General features: G+C 67.0%; 18 protein-coding genes and 1 pseudogene. 13 read left to right on the forward strand and 6 right to left on the reverse strand.

What is annotated here, in order from left to right; genetic code table 11:
- Positions 1–362: 362 nt before the first annotated feature.
- The 6 genes from manA to ACWCPQ_RS34050 all read right to left on the reverse strand — a co-directional run bounded on the left by manA (position 363) and on the right by ACWCPQ_RS34050 (position 6598).
- Positions 363–1577, reverse strand: coding sequence for a mannose-6-phosphate isomerase, class I (gene manA, locus ACWCPQ_RS34025; protein WP_449906962.1), 1215 nt, complete (start codon positions 1575–1577; stop codon positions 363–365).
- Positions 1577–2773: a tobH protein gene (locus ACWCPQ_RS34030; RefSeq protein ID WP_449906965.1), complete on the reverse strand. Its 1197-nt coding sequence runs from the start codon at positions 2771–2773 to the stop codon at positions 1577–1579. The genes manA and ACWCPQ_RS34030 overlap by 1 nt, the downstream gene beginning before the upstream one ends.
- A gap of 114 nt (positions 2774–2887) precedes the next feature.
- Positions 2888–4264, reverse strand: coding sequence for a phosphomannomutase/phosphoglucomutase (locus ACWCPQ_RS34035; protein ID WP_449906967.1), 1377 nt, complete (start codon positions 4262–4264; stop codon positions 2888–2890).
- Positions 4265–4657: 393 nt separating this feature from the next.
- The gene (locus ACWCPQ_RS34040; RefSeq protein ID WP_449906999.1) at positions 4658–5032 is read right to left on the reverse strand and encodes a DUF3499 domain-containing protein; all 375 of its coding nucleotides are present in this window, start codon (positions 5030–5032) and stop codon (positions 4658–4660) included.
- 746 nt (positions 5033–5778) lie between these two features.
- Positions 5779–6258: a metallopeptidase family protein gene (locus ACWCPQ_RS34045; RefSeq protein ID WP_168165638.1), complete on the reverse strand. Its 480-nt coding sequence runs from the start codon at positions 6256–6258 to the stop codon at positions 5779–5781.
- A 106-nt stretch (positions 6259–6364) separates the two neighbouring features.
- Complete coding sequence (locus tag ACWCPQ_RS34050; RefSeq protein ID WP_030523343.1) at positions 6365–6598, reverse strand: WhiB family transcriptional regulator; 234 nt, start codon at positions 6596–6598, stop codon at positions 6365–6367.
- A 513-nt stretch (positions 6599–7111) separates the two neighbouring features.
- Between ACWCPQ_RS34050 and cofD the strand changes: the two genes are divergently transcribed.
- The 13 genes and pseudogenes from cofD to mtrB form a co-directional block, all read left to right on the forward strand.
- Entirely contained in the window at positions 7112–8110 is a 999-nt protein-coding gene (gene cofD, locus ACWCPQ_RS34055) for a 2-phospho-L-lactate transferase (RefSeq protein ID WP_449906969.1), read from the forward strand.
- A 5-nt stretch (positions 8111–8115) separates the two neighbouring features.
- Entirely contained in the window at positions 8116–9477 is a 1362-nt protein-coding gene (locus ACWCPQ_RS34060) for a coenzyme F420-0:L-glutamate ligase (RefSeq protein ID WP_449907002.1), read from the forward strand.
- Positions 9474–9992 carry an NUDIX hydrolase gene (locus ACWCPQ_RS34065; RefSeq protein WP_449906972.1) on the forward strand — a complete coding sequence of 173 codons (519 nt, stop codon included), beginning with the start codon at positions 9474–9476 and terminating at the stop codon, positions 9990–9992. The genes ACWCPQ_RS34060 and ACWCPQ_RS34065 overlap by 4 nt, the downstream gene beginning before the upstream one ends.
- Positions 9993–10238: 246 nt before the next feature.
- Positions 10239–11474: an alkane 1-monooxygenase gene (locus ACWCPQ_RS34070; protein ID WP_449906975.1), complete on the forward strand. Its 1236-nt coding sequence runs from the start codon at positions 10239–10241 to the stop codon at positions 11472–11474.
- Positions 11471–11644: a rubredoxin gene (locus tag ACWCPQ_RS34075; RefSeq protein WP_449906977.1), complete on the forward strand. Its 174-nt coding sequence runs from the start codon at positions 11471–11473 to the stop codon at positions 11642–11644. Before ACWCPQ_RS34070 ends, ACWCPQ_RS34075 begins: the two co-directional genes overlap by 4 nt.
- Before the next feature lie 37 nt (positions 11645–11681).
- Positions 11682–11864: a rubredoxin gene (locus tag ACWCPQ_RS34080; RefSeq protein WP_449906980.1), complete on the forward strand. Its 183-nt coding sequence runs from the start codon at positions 11682–11684 to the stop codon at positions 11862–11864.
- A gap of 40 nt (positions 11865–11904) precedes the next feature.
- Positions 11905–12525: a TetR family transcriptional regulator gene (locus ACWCPQ_RS34085; protein ID WP_449906984.1), complete on the forward strand. Its 621-nt coding sequence runs from the start codon at positions 11905–11907 to the stop codon at positions 12523–12525.
- Positions 12526–12755: 230 nt separating this feature from the next.
- The gene (locus ACWCPQ_RS34090) at positions 12756–13913 is read left to right on the forward strand and encodes an alkane 1-monooxygenase (protein ID WP_449906987.1); all 1158 of its coding nucleotides are present in this window, start codon (positions 12756–12758) and stop codon (positions 13911–13913) included.
- 125 nt (positions 13914–14038) lie between these two features.
- Positions 14039–15520, forward strand: a complete 1482-nt coding sequence (gene ahcY, locus ACWCPQ_RS34095) for an adenosylhomocysteinase (protein WP_449906990.1) — start codon at positions 14039–14041, stop codon at positions 15518–15520.
- 179 nt (positions 15521–15699) lie between these two features.
- The gene (locus tag ACWCPQ_RS34100; RefSeq protein WP_449906992.1) at positions 15700–15945 is read left to right on the forward strand and encodes a hypothetical protein; all 246 of its coding nucleotides are present in this window, start codon (positions 15700–15702) and stop codon (positions 15943–15945) included.
- Positions 15946–16136: 191 nt separating this feature from the next.
- Entirely contained in the window at positions 16137–16811 is a 675-nt protein-coding gene (locus ACWCPQ_RS34105) for a dTMP kinase (RefSeq protein WP_449906995.1), read from the forward strand.
- A gap of 79 nt (positions 16812–16890) precedes the next feature.
- On the forward strand, positions 16891–17568 hold the full coding sequence (gene mtrA / locus ACWCPQ_RS34110) for an MtrAB system response regulator MtrA (RefSeq protein ID WP_033243239.1): 678 nt from the start codon (positions 16891–16893) through the stop codon (positions 17566–17568).
- 97 nt (positions 17569–17665) lie between these two features.
- A pseudogene (gene mtrB, locus ACWCPQ_RS34115) lies at positions 17666–19107 on the forward strand (MtrAB system histidine kinase MtrB); the annotation flags it as partial.

Consider the following 19107-nt stretch of genomic DNA (forward strand, 5'->3'; position numbering starts at 1 on the left):
GCATGAGCCGAAGGCTCGAGTCTCGAGGCCGAAACGGCGAGACTTCGGGGGCCTCGACCCCGCGCGCGCCAGCGCGCCAAAAACACAGCACCTTCACAAGCAAGTCAACATCCAGCGTTGTTCGTGCCGGGTTCGGCGTTGTTCGTGCCGGGTTCGGCGTTGTTCGTGCCGGGTTCGGCGTTGTTCGTGCCGGGTTCGGCGTTGTTCGTGCCGGGTTCGGCACCGTTCGCACCCGGTCCAGCACCGTTCGCACCCGTTCACCCCCGCCGCGAATTCACCCCGGCACGAGCCGGTCTCCCGTTCGCCACCCCGGAACACCAGTCACCCCAGATCACCCGCGTCCGGGCGACCCGAACCCCGGATCACACGGCGCCGACGCACGCCCAGAACAGAGTGGCGGCTTCTTCGGGAGCCCGGGCGCAGATGTCCTTGTCGGCCGCCGAGACCCAGGCGGCGGTGCCGCGGGTGAGCGTTACCTCGGCGTCACCGTTCGACAACCGGGCCGATCCCACCGTGCACAGCACGATTCCCGGGCCGGCGTCGGTCATGGGTACCTGTGCCGGTCCGGCCGTGAGGTCGAAGCGGCGGAGGGCGAATTCCGGTGCGGGGGTGCGGTAGCGGACCGAGCCGTCGCCGGCCGGTTCGGGGAGTACCAGTGGTAGGTCGATCGGTTCGAAGTCGAGGACTTTCAGTAGTTCCGGGACGTCGACGTGTTTGGGTGTCAGTCCGCCGCGCAGCACATTGTCGGAGTTGGCCATGATCTCGACGCCGACGCCGTGCAGGTAGGCGTGCAGGTTGCCGGCGGCGAGGAACAGGCCTTGGCCGGGTTGCAGGGTGATCCGGTTCAGCAGCATCGCGGCCAGTACTCCGGCATCGCCGGGGTAGGCCTCGGCCAGTTCCAGCGTGGTGCGGGCTTCGGCGGCGAATTCACGTTCGGAATTGGACAGGTAGCGGACGCAGCCGTCCAGCACGGCCGGCAGCAGGGTGTCCAGTACGGTCGGCGGGAGGGTGATCCAGCTGGTGAACAGGGTTCGCAGGCCGTCGGAATCGGGTTGTGCGGCGAGCAGATCGGTGTAGTGGGCGAGTTCGGTGATATCCAGGGCCCGAAACAAGTCCACAGTGCGCAGCGGGTCGCGGAAACCGGCGAGTGCCTCGAATCGTTCCAGGGCGACGACCAGTTCGGGTTTGTGGCTGTCGTCGCGATAGTTGCGCATGGGCGAATCGAGCGGAACCTCGGTGCGGTTCTCCCGGGCGAACCCGGATCGTGCCTGCTCGGCACTCGGATGGGCCTGCAGTGAGAGGGGTTCCTCGGCGGCCAGGATCTTCAGCAGGAACGGTAGTCGATCGTCGAAACGTTCGGCGGCCGCGCCGAGCTCCTCCCCGGGGTTCGCCGAAATCACGTCCAGCAGTGACCGGGTGCCGCTGTCGGTGCGGAGATACGCGGGGTCGGCCGGATGCGCGCCGAACCACAATTCGGCTTCTGGATGCGCTGAGGGGACGGGACGACCGCAGAGTTCGGCGAGCGCGGTGCGCGAGCCCCAGGCGTACGAGCGCAGCGCACCTACGAGTTCGTGCACTAGTAGTGTCCCCCGTCGTAACTGTCCGGCCCGCTCGCCGCGACTGCCCGGCCGCCGATCAGCCGCAGATAGGCCGCCGTCATCTCCCAGCGCAGCGCGAGGACGGCCAGACGTTCCATTTCCCCGCCGATCGGGACGGGAACGGGTTCGGGGACCGGTGATCCGGCGGGTGCCGGGTCGGTGGGGGTCGATTCGAGATCCGCGGTGACGAGGTCGGCGTCCACGGTGCCGCCGCCCGCGCCACCGAAGACGGCGATCTTGCGGCGGGCGGTCAAGATATCGGATTCCGTGCTGCACACGAAGATCCGCTTCTTCTCCACCGGCGGTGGGCCGTCGAGTTGCTCGTCGTGGAAGAGCGGATCGTAGTCGGGAGCGGCTGTGGTGGCGGCGTTCACCAGGCGCGGTAGCGCGGTCACCGCGACAGCCAGTTCCACCGCGGCGGCGGCGCGGCCCGCCGATTGCAGCAGGACCTCTGCCGCGTGTACAGCAAGTTCGGTGGTGGCCGCGTTGTCGCCGGCGACGATCAAACCACGCTGCTGAGTCCGTGCGGCGAGGTTCTTGGCGGGATTGTGGAAGACCTCGTGCTGAGGGCCGTCGCGCAGTGCCTCGGTATCGAGCACATCGGCCAGCGCGCCCAGTTCGGGCAGGAACGCCGCGCTGCGATGTCGGTCGATCGTCTGCAGTACCGCGATCCCTACGCCGAGGTAGCGCAGCAGCCTGTTCTCGTCGAGCACGGGGACTCGTGGCGCCAGCAGGGCCGCGCGTCCGGCCGCGGCGGCACGCAGCGGGCCCTCGTCCGGGGCGGCCACCACCACCTCGGCGCCGCGGCGCAGCGCCCGGTCGACCGAATCGATGAGCCGTGGATCGCCGGCGTCGTCACCGGCCACCAGCACCACATCGAGCGGACCCGCCCAAGAGGGCACCGAGGTGACCTGGACCAGGGGCAGCCCGGTGCGGTCACCGAGTGCCGCGACGAGCAGGGCGGCAGCGCGGCCGGCCCGGCCGGGACCGGACACCAGCAGCAGACTTCGTGGACGCAGGCCGTCCAGGCGGGCGAGCGCACCTTCGGCCACGGCTGCCGCGGTGGCACGCACCTGGGCGCCACCGGACGCGGCCGAACGGAGGGCGCCGCCGGTATCGGCGGCCTCGAGCATTGCGGCATCGTCCAGATCGAGCACCGGGGTATCAGCGATCATCGGGCGTGGCACCTCCCCTCATCGCGCTGTTGTCGGTCTCGGCCGCCACCGCCCGCGTCGTGGACACCGGGCCTGGAACGGGCGAATCCACGGTGTGTATTTCCACTATTCCAGTCAGGCGCGGACGATGCGCAGGATCTCGGTCACGAGTGCGTCTACTTCGTCCTGCGACCTGGCTTCGACGTTGAGACGCAGCAGCGGTTCGGTATTGGAGGCACGGAGGTTGAACCAGGCATGGTCGGGTAGCTGGACGGTGACACCGTCCAGCCGGTCCACCGAGACCGCCCGTCCCGCGAACGCGTCGATGACCTCGGCGGTCCGTCCGGCGGCGTCGTCGACGGTCGAATTGATCTCGCCGGAGGCGGCGTAGGCGGTGTAGGAGGCCATCAGTTCGGATACGGGCCGTTTGTCCTCGCCCAGAGCGGCCAGCACGTGCAGTGCGGCCAGCATGCCGGAATCGGCGCCCCAGAAGTCCCGGAAGTAGTAGTGCGCGGAGTGCTCCCCGCCGAATACGGCACCGGAACTGGCCATCAACTGTTTGATGAACGAATGACCCACCCGTGACCGCACCGGATGACCGCCCAGTTCGGTCACCAACTCCGGAACCGCGCGCGAGGTGATCAGATTGTGGATGATCGTCGCACCCGGCTCCTTGGCCAGTTCCCGCTCGGCGACCAGCGCGGTGATGGCCGACGGCGAAACGGGGTCCCCGAGCTCGTCCACCACGAAACAGCGGTCGGCGTCACCGTCGAAGGCCAATCCGATATCGGCGCCGGAATCGCGGACCAGCGCCTGCAGGTCCACCAGGTTCTTCGGATCGAGCGGGTTCGCCTCGTGATTGGGGAAGGTGCCGTCCAGCTCGAAATACAGCGGCACCACCTTGACCTGGGGCAGCGCCCCCAGCACGGCGGGAACGGTATGCCCGCCCATACCGTTGCCGGCATCCACCGCGACGGTCAGCGGACGGATACCGCCGAGATCCACCAGTTCGCGCAGGAAGGCGGCGTAGTCGTCGAGCAGGTCGATCTCGGTGGCAGTACCCGGATCCCCCGCGTAACCGGGCACCCCGGAGATCAACTCGGCCGCGATGGTCGCCAACCCGGTGTCCTGACCCACCGGCAGCGCACGCGGACGGCAGAGCTTGATGCCGTTGTAGCGCGCCGGGTTGTGGCTGGCGGTGAACATGGCGCCGGGGCAGTCCAACCGGCCGGAAGCGAAGTACAGTTCGTCGGTGGATGCCAGCCCGATATGGACCACGTCCAGGCCCTGCGCGAGTACACCCTCGGCGAACGCGGCCACCAACTCGGGTGAAGAGGCCCGCATATCGTGGCCGATCACGATGCGCCGCGCTTCCTCGTCCCGCATCAGCCGGGCGAACGCCGCCCCTGCATCCCGGACGAAGCCGGCGTCGAGTTGGTCGGCGACCACACCGCGGATGTCGTAAGCCTTGATCACCGCGTTCACGGACTCGGCAGAGCGGGCGACTGTCATGGCGACCACCCTAGTGTTGTGTTTACGGCCCCGCCTTCGGCGGGGCGGGTCGGGGCCCTCGTGACCCCGGTTCTTCACTCCGGCGCTCAGTCGCTGCGCTCCTTCGCTCTGTCGCTCCGGAACCGGGGCGGGCCCCGCCTTTGTGGTGGGCCCTGTTTCGCTGGGGTGGTGGGGGTCTTCGCGACCCCGGTAGGTCCATGGCGTCGCCTTCGGCGTCGGGTGGGGTGGTTGTGGTTCCGGCTGTTGTCGGGGCATTGGGTTGCCGGGCCCCGTCGCTCCGGAACCGGCCGGGTCGGGCGTCGGTAGTGTGGGTGGAGCCCGGACGGCGCGGATGCCAGTGACGCCGCGAGTTGCCGGTCGGCCTCTGCGTTGTTATGGGCCGACGGAGGAAGCTCAGCTCGGGGGGTCGGGGAGTACCCGGAGATGTCCGCGGCGGCCGGTGCGGGTCGGGCGCGGCGGGGGATTGTGCTCGCGATAGCCCCGTTGATCGGGTTCCGGGGGGCGGCGGCGCAATCCGGCCTCCCGGACGGCCTCGGCCAGCGCGGTCAGATCATCGTCGTCGGGACTGGTGGAGAAGCCGCCTTCGTGCCGGACCATATCCCAGCCCTTGGGCGCGGTGATCCGGGAAGCGTGGGTCCCGCAGAGATCCCACGAATGAGGTTCGGCAACCGTCGCCAGCGGGCCCACCACCGCCGTGGAGTCCGAGTAGACATAGGTGAGCGTCGCGACGGCCGGGTTCTTGCAGCCGGGTCGGCAGCAACGACGCATGGAGATCACGCCGATGAGCGTAACCCGGCACACCCACACGAGTGGGGCAGACACGCTCATGGATCCACTCGGTCGCGGCGCGTCGCAGTGTGATTCGTACCGCTGCGTCTATTTGCGCCGCCTTCGGCGTCGCGGGTCGGGGCCCTGGTGACCCCGGTTCTTCACTCCTGCGTCCTCCGCTGCGCTCCCCCGCTCCGTCGCTCCAGAACCGGGGCGGGCCCCGCCTTTGTGGTGGGCCTCGTCTTCGGCGTCGACTCGGGGATGTCGGGGTCGGGGTCGGGGTCGGGTATCGCGGTGATGGTCGCTGCGCGGTTTCGCTCGATCGATTCGGAGCCGGGGTGTGCCTGCGCGTGTTCGTGGTGGTGTAGCCGGCGTCGGGTGTCGGGGCTTCTACGACCCTGAGTCTTCCCACCTGGGCCCGGTCGCGGCGTTCTGTCGTTCCGGAACCGGGGCAGGTCTCACGTCGGTGGTGGACGCGCCGCTTTCGGTATCGAGTGGGCGGTGCGGTCCTGTATTCAGGTGATCTGTCGCGTACGGTTTCGCTCGATCGATCCGGGAACGGGGGAGACCCCGGCGGGACGTGGGTCGGCCGGACCGGAGAGGCTGCAGCTCGACGAGTGCTCGATCGGTCTGGGAAGAGTCGCACGCTACGTGTTCGAGCGGGTGCCGGTATCTATCGAGGGTTCACCGCGCTGTGTGGGGCCCGGCCCACGCCGGAGGGGGTGATCGAACACGGCGTCGTGCGCTTACTCCGGTTCCGGGTCGATCACGTCGGGGTCTACCCCGAGATAGGTGGCGATCTGCTGTACCAGGACCTCGCGTAACAGTTCCACCAGATCGTCCGGGTCGCCGGCACGGAGTTCGAGGGGTTTGCGGAACAGCACCACCCGGGCCCGGATGGGGGTGCCGTGCCGGTCGACGCCGGCCGGGATGAGCCGGGACAGCGGAACCGGGCCGTCGGCGACCACCTCGTCGGGCCAGGTCACCGAATCAGGGTGCAGCGGACGAATTTTGGGCACATCGTCCACAGCGATGTCGAGTTTGGTGAGGCGATCGTGCCAGCGGGTGTCCAGGGGGGCGAATGCTTCCAGCACCAGCCGATCGAACTTCTGGCCACGGGTGCGCCAAGCCGGCACGGTCGGTGGCAGCATCGGGCCGCGGACACCGCGGCCGCGACGGCTGACCGACCTGGCGGTCGGGGGTCTACGGTTGCGGGATCGTGCCATGGTCGCAACGTTAGTCAGTGATCGCCGACCGCGACGGCCCGCCCCGGCCACATGCTCCGGGGCGCACCGACGCGAGCGGTGTGGCCGCATGCGGAGTCGCTGATTGTCAGCCGATACCGCGCTTGAGGCGCCGGCGCTCCCGCTCCGACAGGCCGCCCCAGATTCCGAAGCGCTCATCGTGCGCGAGCGCGTATTCCAGGCATTCGTCGCGGACCTCGCATCCCAAGCAGATGCGTTTGGCCTCGCGGGTGGAGCCGCCCTTCTCCGGGAAGAAGGCCTCCGGGTCTGTCTCCGCGCAGAGTGCGCGTTCTTGCCACTGTTCTTCGATGGAGCCGAACATCTCGTCGAAACCGGTCACGATCAGGCTGAGCCGGGGAGCCGATTCACGCTCATTCCGATCAGGGCCGGACCAGCCGTTTTCAGCAGCGACGCCTCGTGCTGCGCCTGCTGTGGAATCGGTTCGCGATACACCCACCGGAATGCCGGTCGGGGCCAGATCATCGGCCATCGCTCCGCCTCCTCACTGTGTGTTAGCGCAGAATGAATTCATTTCCGTCGATCAACGCGCATCTCGACGGCCAAACTCCGCGACGTTGTCTCGCGGACTTCCCCGAGCCTGTCATTCCAATTCGAACATCTGTTCGAGTTTCCGTCCGCGCCTTGGACTTCCCGCGCGACCCGGAATGACATGTCTGTGATTAGACACGCCGCCTGTAGTGATGGTCAAGCCACCGTCACTATTCCGTTACTATCCCGCGCGGCATTCCGAGTCGATCTTGTGACCCGAATAGCAAATGAGCGGCAAATATAGCGGAACGCGCACTATTTCCCGTGCGGCATAGGGTGTACAGATGTGACTTCACAACAAGCGGACATCGCCCCCGCCAATGGTCCCCGTATCGTCGTCCTGGTCGGCGGAGTCGGTGGCGCGCGGTTCCTGCTGGGCGTCCGGGAGCTACTGCCCGAGGCGGAGGTTTCCGCAATCGTCAATGTGGGCGACGATGTCTGGATGCACGGGCTGAGAATCTGTCCCGACCTCGATACCTGCATGTATACGCTCGGCGGTGGAATCGACCCGGAGCGCGGCTGGGGCCGGTTGGGCGAAACCTGGCACGCCAAGGAGGAGCTCGCGAAATACCATGCGCAGCCCGATTGGTTCGGACTGGGGGACCGGGATATCGCGACGCACCTGGTTCGTACCGAAATGTTGCGCGCCGGCTATCCCCTCTCGGCGGTTACCGAGGCGCTCTGCAATCGGTGGCAACCGGGTGTGAAACTCCTCCCGGCAACCGACGATCGCTGTGAAACGCATGTAGTTATCAGCGATCCGGAGAGTCCTGGCGAACGCCGCGCGATCCATTTCCAGGAGTGGTGGGTTCGCTACCGGGCGGACGTCGAAACCCACGGATTCGCCACAATCGGGGCGGACGACGCCAAACCGGCACCTAATGTGACCGAACTCATAGCCGATGCGGATGTTGTATTACTCGCGCCCTCGAACCCGGTCGTGAGCGTCGGTTCGATCCTGGCGGTGCCCGGAATTCGGGGTGCGTTGCGCACCACCCAGGCGCCGGTGATCGGGGTGTCGCCGGTGATCGACGGAAAGCCGTTGCGCGGGATGGCCGACGAGTGCCTGTCGGTGATCGGCGTGGAGACCTCCGCGGAGGCGGTCGGTCGGCACTACGGATCCCGTTCGGCCACAGGCATTCTCGACGGCTGGCTGATCCACACCACCGACACGGCCGATGTGCCGGGTGTGCAGGTGCGCAGCGTTCCCCTTTTGATGACCGATCCGCCCACCACCGCCGAAATGGTGCGGGCAGCCCTCGATTTGGCAGGAGTCAAGCCGTGACCAGCGTGAACCCGTCGGCCGAAGCCGTGATCGCCGACCATGCCGCGGCGCAATTGCAGATACTGCCGATCACCGGTTTGCCGGAATTCCGACCGGGCGACGATCTCGCCGAACATATCGCCGCCCAGGCTCCCTGGCTGGCCGACGGCGATATTCTGGTGGTCACCAGCAAGATCGTCGCCAAGGCCGAGGGCCGGATCGTCGCTGCCCCAACCGATCCCGAGGAGCGCGATATCGCGCGACGCCGGCTGGTCGAACAGGAGGCGGTGCGGGTGGTCGCCCGCCGGGGCCGCACCCTGATCACCGAGAACCGGCTGGGCATCGTGCAGGCCGCGTCCGGGGTAGACGGATCCAATGTGGAGCAGGACGAATTGGTACTGCTGCCCGCCGATCCCGACGGCAGCGCCAAGGGCTTGCGGTCCGCGCTGGGTACCCGGCTCGGAGTGGAGATCGCGGTGGTGGTCACCGACACCATGGGCCGGGCCTGGCGCAACGGGCAGACGGATGTGGCTATCGGCTCCGCGGGATTGCCGGTGCTGTACGACTACGCGGGTGCCGTCGACGGTCAGGGCAACGAGCTCCAGGTCACCCAGGTGGCCATCGCGGACGAACTCGCCGCCGCCGCCGACCTGGTCAAAGGCAAGCTGGGTGGTGTTCCGATCGCGGTGGTCCGGGGGCTCACCCCGGCCGACAACGGTTCCACGGCAGCCGATCTGGTCCGACCGGGTACCGACGACCTGTTCTGGCTCGGCACGGCGGAAGCCATCGAACGCGGCCGTGGTGAAGCGCTGCTGATGCGCCGATCGGTCCGCGCCTTCGCGCCGGATCCGGTGGACCCCGAGCAGATCCGCGCCGCTGTCGCGGTGGCGCTCACCGCGCCGGCGCCGCACCACACCCGCCCGGTGCGGTTCGTCTGGCTGCGTGACCGGGACCGGCGGACGCGGTTGCTCGAGACCATGGCCGACAAGTGGCGGGCCGATCTCGCCGCCGACAGTCTGGACTCCGACCGGATCGAACGGCGCGTGAACCGCGGACGTCTCCTGTTCGACGCCCCCGAGGTGATCATCCCGTTCTGCGTCCCCGACGGGGCCCACGATTACCCCGACCAACGGCGCCGTGACGCCGAACGCACCATGTTCACCGTCGCGGTCGGCGCCGCAGTGCAGGGGCTGCTCGTCGCGCTCGCGACCGAGGGACTGGGTAGCTGCTGGATCGGGTCGACGATCTTCGCTCCGGAGGTGACCCGGGAGGTGCTCGGCCTGGACAGCGCGTGGATTCCGCTGGGTGCCATCGCGATCGGGCACCCCACCGAGGAACTCGCACCGCGCGCGCCACGCGATCCCGCGTCCGGGCTGGTCGAACTGTGACCGCCGAATCGCTGCATGCGTCGGCCACCCGGCTGCTGACGGAGTGGGAACCCGATCCCGGCGCCGACGCCTCGTTGCGCGAGGCGATGCTCGCGTTCCTGGGCTCGGCTCCCCGCGGTTGTCTGCGGGAGCACGCGCCCGGCCACATCACCGCCTCGGCGGTGGTGTTCTCGCACGACCGCCGCGATGTGCTGCTGACCTTGCATCCGCGGGTCGGACGCTGGATCCAGCTCGGTGGGCACTGCGAGCCGGCGGACGCCACCGTGGCCGACGCGGCACTGCGTGAGGCCACCGAGGAATCCGGTATTCCCGGACTGCTGCTCGAACCGGAGCTCTACGGTGCCCAGGCCCATCCGATCACCTGTTCGCTGGGCACACCGACCCGGCATCTGGACCTGCTGTTCCGGATCACCGCACCGGCCGGCGCCGTCCCGGTGCGCAGTGTCGAATCCGCCGATCTGCGGTGGTGGCCGGTGGACGCGCTGCCGCCGGACGCTGATGTACTGATCCGATGAGGCCGCCGCTGCTCGGCCGATCGCGGTCGAGCAGCGGGTCCGGTGGACGACGGCCCGGGAGCTCCTGCTTCATAACGTATGCGTGAACCTGAATCCGTTCGCTACCGAACTCATAAACGTGTCGGCTCCGGGGCGTCCTCGCGCTTACCGTCGGAAGTGAGCGAGTCGCGCATATGACGTGCTCCGGCGTGCGGAAGTGACACCAGCAGCGAAGGCTGCCGAGCTCCTACCCGAGGTGAGACGGCGATGTCTGACGAGCCCGAAGAATGCACTCCGCCCGAAACGTGGCGGGATCGCAAACGGTACCTGTGGCTGTGGGGCCTGCTGGCACCCACCGGGCTGTTCACGATCGGACTGCCGCTGGTCTGGGTGCTCGCCGCTGTCGGCCGCCCCGGCCTCGTGCATATCGTCTTCTGGCTCGGCCCGATTGTGCTCTACCTCGTCGTCCCGATCGCCGATCGGCTCGTCGGTCCGGACGGGACCAATCCACCCGACGAGGTCCTGGAGGCATTGGAGAACGACAGGTACTACCGCTATCTCACCTATCTCTACCTGCCGTGCCAGTACGCAACCCTCGTCGCGGCCGGTTACCTGATCACCGCGGACGATCCGCACATACCGATGATCGACGGGGGGCTGAATGCGGTCGACAAGGTCGGGCTGGCCGTCACACTCGGGGTGGTCGGCGGTATCGGGATCAATACTGCTCACGAACTGGGGCACAAGAAAGTAGGGCTGGAGCGCAGGCTGTCCAGGATCGCGCTCGCGCAGAGCGCCTACGGTCATTTCTATATCGAGCACAACCGTGGCCATCATGTGCGGGTCGCGACCCGGGAAGACCCGGCCAGCGCCCGGTTGGGGGAGAGTTTCTGGGCTTTCTTCCCACGGTCGGTCTGCGGCGGCCTGCGTTCGGCGTGGGCGCTGGAGCGCACCCGGCTACAGCGGCTGGGTTGCCGGCCGTGGAACCGGCGCAACGATGTCCTGACCGCCTGGCTGCTGACGGCGGTGCTGTTCACGGCGCTGGTCGTCGCGTTCGGTCTCACCCTGCTGCCGTATCTGCTGCTGCAGGCCGTGGTGGGATTCAGCCTGCTCGAGGCGGTCAACTATATGGAGCACTACGGTCTGGCGCGACAGCGCACTCCGTCGGGGCGATACGAACGGCCCACTCCGGCGCACAGCTGGAACAGCGACCACCTCGTCACCAATCTCTTCATGTACCACCTGCAGCGGCACAGCGACCATCATGCGTTTCCCACCCGGCGTTATCAGTCGCTGCGCACCTGGGAACAGGCGCCGGCCCTGCCGACCGGATACGCGGGCATGATCGTGCTGGCCTATCTGCCACCGCTGTGGCGGCGAGTCATGGACAAACGGGTGATCGCGCATTACGACGGCGATATCACCCGAGCCAATATCCACCCGCCGGCGCGGGACCGGATGCTCGCCCGCTACGGCGCCGCCCAGGCGCAGGTGCCCGAATGAGCGAGTACCGCTGCCCGGTGTGCGACTACGTCTACGACGAGGCCGCGGGTGCCCCGCGTGAGGGGTTCCCGCCGGGTACGCCCTGGTCGTCAGTGCCCGACGACTGGTGCTGCCCGGATTGCGCGGTCCGGGAGAAGATCGATTTCGAGCCGTTGCCCGCCCCGCCCTGAGCCGGGGAGCCGATCGACCGGAAGGCCGGTGCGTCCGATGACCGACTACAAGCTGTACCGATGTGCCCAGTGCGGATTCGAGTACGACGAGGCGCTGGGGTGGCCCGAGGACGGGATCGCGGCCGGTACCCGCTGGGACGATATCCCCGACGACTGGACGTGTCCGGACTGCGGCGCGGCCAAGTCGGATTTCTTCATGGTCGAAATCGAGCGAACTTGAAACTTTGACTCACCGGGGTGTTCGTGCAAGTGTCGCTGATATGCCGAGCACCGGATCCCGGAATGCGAACCAGGGGTCTGCGCGCGAGTTGCTGCGCACAGCCATCCTCGATGCGATGCGAGACCTGTTGTTGCAGCGTGACTGGTCCAAGATCACGCTCACCGATGTGGCCGCCGGTGCCGGGGTGAGCCGGCAGACCCTCTACAACGAATTCGGCTCCCGCGGCGGCCTCGCCGAGTCCTACGCCATTCGGCTCGCCGACGACCTGGTCGACCATGTGGAAACCGCGCTGGCCGCCAATATCGGCGACGCGCAGGCGTCCATCCGCGACGGCCTGGCGAGCTATTTCCACGATTCGGCGCAGGATCCACTGGTGCAGTCGCTGCTGCTCGGCGAAGTGAAACTCGATCTGCTCCGGCTCATCACCCTGGACGCCGGACCGTTGATCGCACATGCCACCGACCGGTTGTCGGCCGTCGTGCAGCGCAGCTGGATCGCGCTGACCCCGCCGCAAGCGCTGACCTTCGCGCATGCGCTCGTGCGGCTGGCGATCAGTTATATCCCCACACCGCCCGCGGCCGGGCACGATGCGCCGGCCGAACTCGGCCGGGTTTTCAGCCCCTACGTCGACGCCGTCCTCGCCGACCGCGAATTGCTGTGAATTCGCCACGGTCTCCCGGGTTCGGTTCGCGCGGGCCGCTTCTGCCGGTTTCTCGATTGCGGACGATGCGCGGTAACCTTCGTGATGCTTCGTCGGCGAACCGCCGGTACGGTACTCCCGTGTAACGGTGCCCACGTCGAGGGCGAACAAGGACGCATCAGTGGCGTAGGTTCTGCGACTATGTAGGCCGCTGTCGGATTCGGGTTTCAATAGCGGGGCAAAAAGTGCAATTGGTTGGCAAGTCGGCTGGATCGGCCGATCCCAAACGCCATCTCTGGATTCTGGGGCTGATCGCGCCCGGTTGTGCGCTGCTGCCCTCGCAGTTGGTGCTGCACACAGGTCTCGGGGTGTTCTGGTGGCTCGGGCCGATCGTGGTACTGGTGTTGATTCCGCTGCTGGATGTGCTGGTCGGCGACGACGGCACCAATCCGCGCGACGAAGACTACGAGACCCTTTCCAACGATCGTTTCTACCGGTGGTGCACGTATCTGTTCCTGCCCATCCAGCTGATCGGGCTCACTCTCGCCGGCTATCTGTGGGCCGGTGCCGAACTGAGCGTCGTGGACAAGATCGGGCTCGCCACCACCCTGGGCCTGGTCTCCGGAATCGGCATCAACGCCGCCCACGAACTCGGGCACCGGGTGGAGCGCCTGGAACGCTGGCTCGCGAAGATCGCGCTGGCGCAGTCGGGGTACGGGCATTTCTTCGTCGAACACAACCGGGGCCATCACGCGCGGGTCGCCACGCCGGAGGACCCCGCCAGCGCGCGGCTAGGGGAAAGCCTGTGGCGATTCCTGCCGCGCAGTGTGGCCGGTGGTTTCCGGTCCGCGATAGCCCTCGAGCACGAACGGCTGCGTCGGACCGGGAACAGCTGGTGGCACCCCCGCAACCACATCATGCAGGCATGGTCGATGACCGTGGTGCTCTTCGGTGCCCTGATGCTGGTCTTCGGCTGGCAGATCCTGCCGTACCTGTTGTTGCAGGCGGTACTCGGCGCCGGATTGCTGGAAACGGTCAATTACATCGAGCACTACGGACTGTTGCGGGAACGCCGCCCCAACGGCCGATATCGGCGCTGCACTCCGCGGGACAGCTGGAACAGCGACCGCCTGGTGACCAATATTTTCCTGTTCCATCTCCAACGGCACAGCGATCACCACGCCAATCCGGGCCGCCGCTACCAGACGCTGCGCAGTTCGGACGAGGCGCCGCAACTGCCCGCCGGATACGCCGCGATGGTGGTGCTCGCCGTGATTCCGCCGCTGTGGCGCCGGGTCATGGACAAGCGGGTGCTCGCCCATTACGACGGCGATATCACCCGTGCCAACCTCGCGCCGGGTAAGCGGCGGCGTGTCCTCGCGGCCACGCAGGGACGAGTCGCGGCCTGATCACCGGCACCCGCGGAGTGTTACCGACCGGCTATCGCGCCGACCGGCACACCCGCACCGTTGTGCCGGCGAACCCGCTAGCCTTGCGGTCGAGACCGATACCGAGAGAAGGCTGATCCACGCTGATGACGACCTCCGAACTGCCTCGAACCTCGCTGAGCACCGATACCCGCAACGGTGTCGAATACAAGGTCGCGGATCTGGCGCTGGCCGAATTCGGCCGCAAGGAGATCCGGCTGGCCGAGCACGAGATGCCGGGGCTGATGGCCCTGCGCCGCGAGTACGCCGATGTCGCCCCGTTGAAGGGCGCGCGGATCTCCGGTTCGCTGCACATGACGGTGCAGACGGCAGTGCTGATCGAGACCCTCACCGCGCTGGGCGCCGAGGTGCGGTGGGCCTCCTGCAATATCTTCTCCACCCAGGACCATGCGGCCGCGGCCGTGGTGGTGGGCCCGCACGGAACGATCGACGCGCCGCAGGGCACCCCGGTTTTCGCCTGGAAGGGCGAGACGCTGGAGGAGTACTGGTGGGCCGCCGAGCAGATGCTCACCTGGCCGGGTGAACCGGCCAATATGATCCTCGACGACGGCGGTGACGCCACCATGCTGGTGCTGCGCGGAGCCCAGTTCGAGAAGGCGGGGGTGGTTCCGCCGGCCGACGAGGAGCATTCCGCCGAATACACCGTGTTCCTGAACCTGCTGCGGGAGCGGTTCGAAACGGACAAGGGTAAGTGGAGTGCGATCGCCCAGAGCGTCAAGGGCGTCACCGAGGAGACCACCACCGGCGTCCTGCGGCTCTACCAGTTCGCCGCCGCGGGCGAACTGACTTTCCCGGCCATCAACGTCAACGATTCGGTCACCAAGTCGAAGTTCGACAACAAATACGGCACCCGGCATTCGCTGATCGACGGCATCAACCGCGGCACCGATGTCCTGATCGGCGGCAAGAAGGTGCTGATCTGCGGGTACGGCGATGTCGGCAAGGGCTGTGCGGAGTCGCTGGCCGGTCAGGGCGCCCGGGTGCAGGTCACCGAGATCGACCCCATCAACGCGCTGCAGGCGCTGATGGACGGTTTCGATGTGGTCACCGTGGAGCAGGCCATCGGCGACGCCGATATCGTCGTCACCTCCACCGGCAACAAGGACATCATCACCCTCGACCATATGAAGGCGATGAAGGACCAGGCCATTCTCGGCAATATCGGCCATTTCGACAACGAGATCGATATGGCGGGCCTGGAGCGTTCCGGTGCGACGAAGTTGAATATCAAACCCCAGGTGGACCTGTGGACGTTCGGTGAATCCGGCAAGTCCATCATCGTGCTGTCGGAGGGGCGGCTGCTCAACCTCGGCAATGCCACCGGGCATCCGTCGTTCGTGATGAGCAACAGTTTCTCCAACCAGGTGATCGCCCAGATCGAACTGTGGACCAAGCCGGAGGAATACGACAACGAGGTCTACCGTCTGCCCAAGGTGCTCGACGAGAAGGTCGCCCGCATCCATGTGGAGGCGCTCGGTGGCACGCTGACCAAGCTCACCAAGGATCAGGCCGAGTACATCAATGTCGATGTGGAGGGCCCGTTCAAGCCGGAGCACTACCGGTACTGATCGGATAGTGCGCGCGGAGGCCGCCGGCACCGGAAGGGGCCGGCGGCCTCCGCTGTTTCCGCCGGGTCAGGAGTCCGGCCGGCAGCCCCCGAAGCCTGCCCGTCACCTCGCCGATGGTGCTAGTATCCGATTGGGCCCGTTGATAATTGGGCTCTCGAGAGATCACAAGGGGTGGGATGATGAAAGCTCTCTTTCGCATGGCTGTCGGCGTCGCCGCGGCGGGTATCGGATGCGTCGTGCTGGCCGGGCCGTCGCACGCCGACGAGCCGTATGTCGCAGAAGCGGTGTGCGGCCACGGTTACCAGTACGGCAAGGTCGTCGACCTCAACGGCCAGAACTGGAAGATCGTCGGTGTGACAGGCAACGGGGCGGCGTACATGTTGCAGGACGACTACGGCCGGACACGGCAGGTCACCTGCGCATAGGTGTGTGGACCGTGCCGTAGCAAGCGAGGCGGCCCGGTCCGGTCCGGCCGGTTCGCGCCGAGATTTCGCCGGAACACGGTCTCGCGTGAACCGGGTGTGAAGCGGTGGCCGGTGCCGGCGCGATTCGTATCCGGTCCGGTCGGTGCGACCGGCGGCTGGACCCGCCCACGGCGGGGGTATTCTGCCTGGATATGGGAGTGTTGATAGCCATCGAGGGCCTCGACGGCGCCGGTAAACGTACGTTGATCGGCAATCTCTCGGAGGCACTCGAACGACGCGGCCTTCGCGTCGACACCCTGGCCTTTCCGCGATACGGCCGGTCGGTACACGCCGATCTGGCCGCCGAAGCGCTGCACGGCGAACACGGCGACCTGGCCGAATCGGTGAATGCCATGGCGGTCCTGTTCGCTCTCGACCGCGCCGCGGCCGCCGACGAGATCGCAAAACTACTCGCCGGTAACGACGTGGTCCTACTGGATCGTTACGTGGCCTCCAACGCCGCCTACAACGCCGCGCGGCTGAGTCAGTCCGCGGACGGGGAAATGGTGGGCTGGGTCGGCGAATTGGAATTCGGCCGTTTCGAGCTCCCGGTGCCGCGAGTGCAGCTACTTCTCGACGTACCCACGGAAGTGGCCGCCCTGCGCGCCCGCCGCCGAGGTGAACTCGACGAGTCCCGTGCGCTCGACGCCTATGAACGCGACGGCGGATTACAGAAACGTACCGCCGAGGTGTACCGTGATCTTGCTCGGCGTGATTGGTATGGAACCTGGTGGGTTTTCCGATCCACCGAAGAAGAAGGTTCCGGCCGACTCGCCGACGAAATGAACTCATTGGCCGCGCGGCTCGCCGCATTGGTCGCGAATTAGTGTTGGATATCCGGCGGGAACGCGCCACTGTGTGGCGTGGCGGCCCGTTACGAGCGCGGGAGATGACAACATAGTAACTATGAAGCCGAAGATTCTGGTCGTCGACGACGATATGGCGCTCGCGGAGATGCTCACCATCGTCCTGCGGGGCGAGGGGTTCGATCCGCATGTGGTCGGCGACGGCACCCAGGCCCTCTCGGCAGTCCGTGAGATCCGGCCCGATCTGGTGTTGCTCGATCTCATGCTGCCCGGGATGAACGGCATCGATGTGTGCCGGGTGCTGCGCGCCGACTCCGGTGTGCCGATCGTGATGCTCACCGCCAAGACCGATACCGTCGATGTGGTGCTCGGCCTCGAATCCGGGGCCGACGACTACATCGTCAAACCGTTCAAGCCCAAGGAACTGGTGGCCCGGGTACGGGCCCGGTTGCGCCGCACCGAGGAAGAGCCGGCCGAGCTGCTGAACATCGCGGATATCGTGATCGATGTTCCGGCGCACAAGGTCACCCGCGAGGGCGCGCAGATCTCGCTCACGCCGCTGGAGTTCGACCTGCTGGTGGCACTGGCCCGCAAACCGCGTCAGGTGTTCACCCGTGAGGTGCTGCTGGAACAGGTCTGGGGCTACCGGCACGCCGCCGATACCCGGCTGGTGAATGTCCACGTACAGCGACTTCGAGCGAAGGTCGAGAAGGATCCGGAGAACCCCGAGATCGTTCTGACCGTCCGCGGTGTGGGGTACAAGGCCGGTCCGCCGTGATCCGGCTCGAGTTCCCGGGTCCGGAGGCACTACCTTGCGCGACGACGTAGGGTCGGGCGCCGGTCGGAAAGTCGGTGGATCCGGGCGTCTCGCCGACGTGCGGCAGGCGTTGGCACCGGTCAACGAATGGTTCCAGCACGTCGGCAAATCGCTGGGGCTGCTCTGGCGGCGCTCGTTGCAACTGCGGGTCATCGTCTCGACCCTGACGCTGTCCCTGATCGTGATCACGGTGCTCGGTGTCGTGCTGACCAGCCAGATCACCGACCGGCTGCTGGACGCCAAGATCAGCGCCGGGGTAGAGGAGATGGACCGTGTCCGCAATACGGTCGAAACCCAGCTGACCGGCATCCACGACATCACCAGCCAGCAGCAACGGCTCACCGACGCCCGTGAATCGCTGTCCAACCGGCGCGATTCCAGCCGGACCGGCGGCGAGGCGGGCAGTTTCGATTCGGCACTGAGCATGATCGGTGGGACCCCGCAGCAGGTGATCACCGCCGGTCCGATGACCGAGGTGCCCGACCCACTGCGCCGGTTCGTCCAGCGCAACCAGGTCAGCTACCAGTTCGCCACCGTCGCGGATCCGGACGGCTACCACGGCCGGGCGCTCATCATCGGCAGCCCCAGCGCCGAGGTGCCCACCCTGGAGATCTATCTGATCTTCCCGCTGGGCAACGAGGAACGCAGCCTGGCGCTGATGCGCGGCACCATGCTGGTCGGTGGGGTCGTGCTGCTGATCCTGCTGGCGGCGATCACGGCACTGGTGACCCGTCAGGTGGTGTTGCCGATCCGGTCCGCCGCCCGGATCGCCGGCCGCTTCGCCGACGGGCGGCTCAAGGAACGCATGCTGGTGCGCGGCGACGACGATATCGCCCGGCTGGCCAAAGCGTTCAACGAAATGGCCGAGAGCCTGTCCAACCAGATCAATCAGCTGGAGGAATTCGGCAATCTGCAGCGCCGCTTCACTTCCGATGTCAGCCATGAACTACGCACCCCGCTGACCACCGTGCGGATGGCGGCCGATCTCATCCACGGCAGCAGCGACGACCTCGATCCGGCACTGGCTCGCAGTGCCGAACTCCTGGTCACCGAGCTGGACCGATTCGAAGGACTGCTCAACGATCTGCTGGAGATCTCCCGTCACGATGCCGGTGTGGCCGAGCTCCAGGTCGAATCGCTGGATGTCCGGATGTGCGTGCGTGCGGCCATCTCCACCGTGCGGCATCTGGCGCGCGACGCCGCGGTCGAGGTAGTGATCGATCTGCCCGAGGAACCGGTGGTCGCCGAAGTGGATCCGCGGCGGGTGGAGCGGGTACTGCGCAATCTGCTCGCCAACGCGATCGATCACAGCGAGGGCAAACCCGTCCTGATCCGGATGCGCGGCGATACCGAGGCCAACGCCCTCGCCGTGGTGGTCCGGGATCAGGGTGTCGGTCTGCGGCCGGGGGGAGGAGAAACTGGTGTTCAGCAGGTTCTGGCGGTCCGATCCCTCGCGGATGCGTCGCTCCGGCGGGACCGGGCTCGGCCTGTCGATCAGCG

It is taken from the genome of Nocardia sp. NPDC001965 (assembly GCF_053594175.1).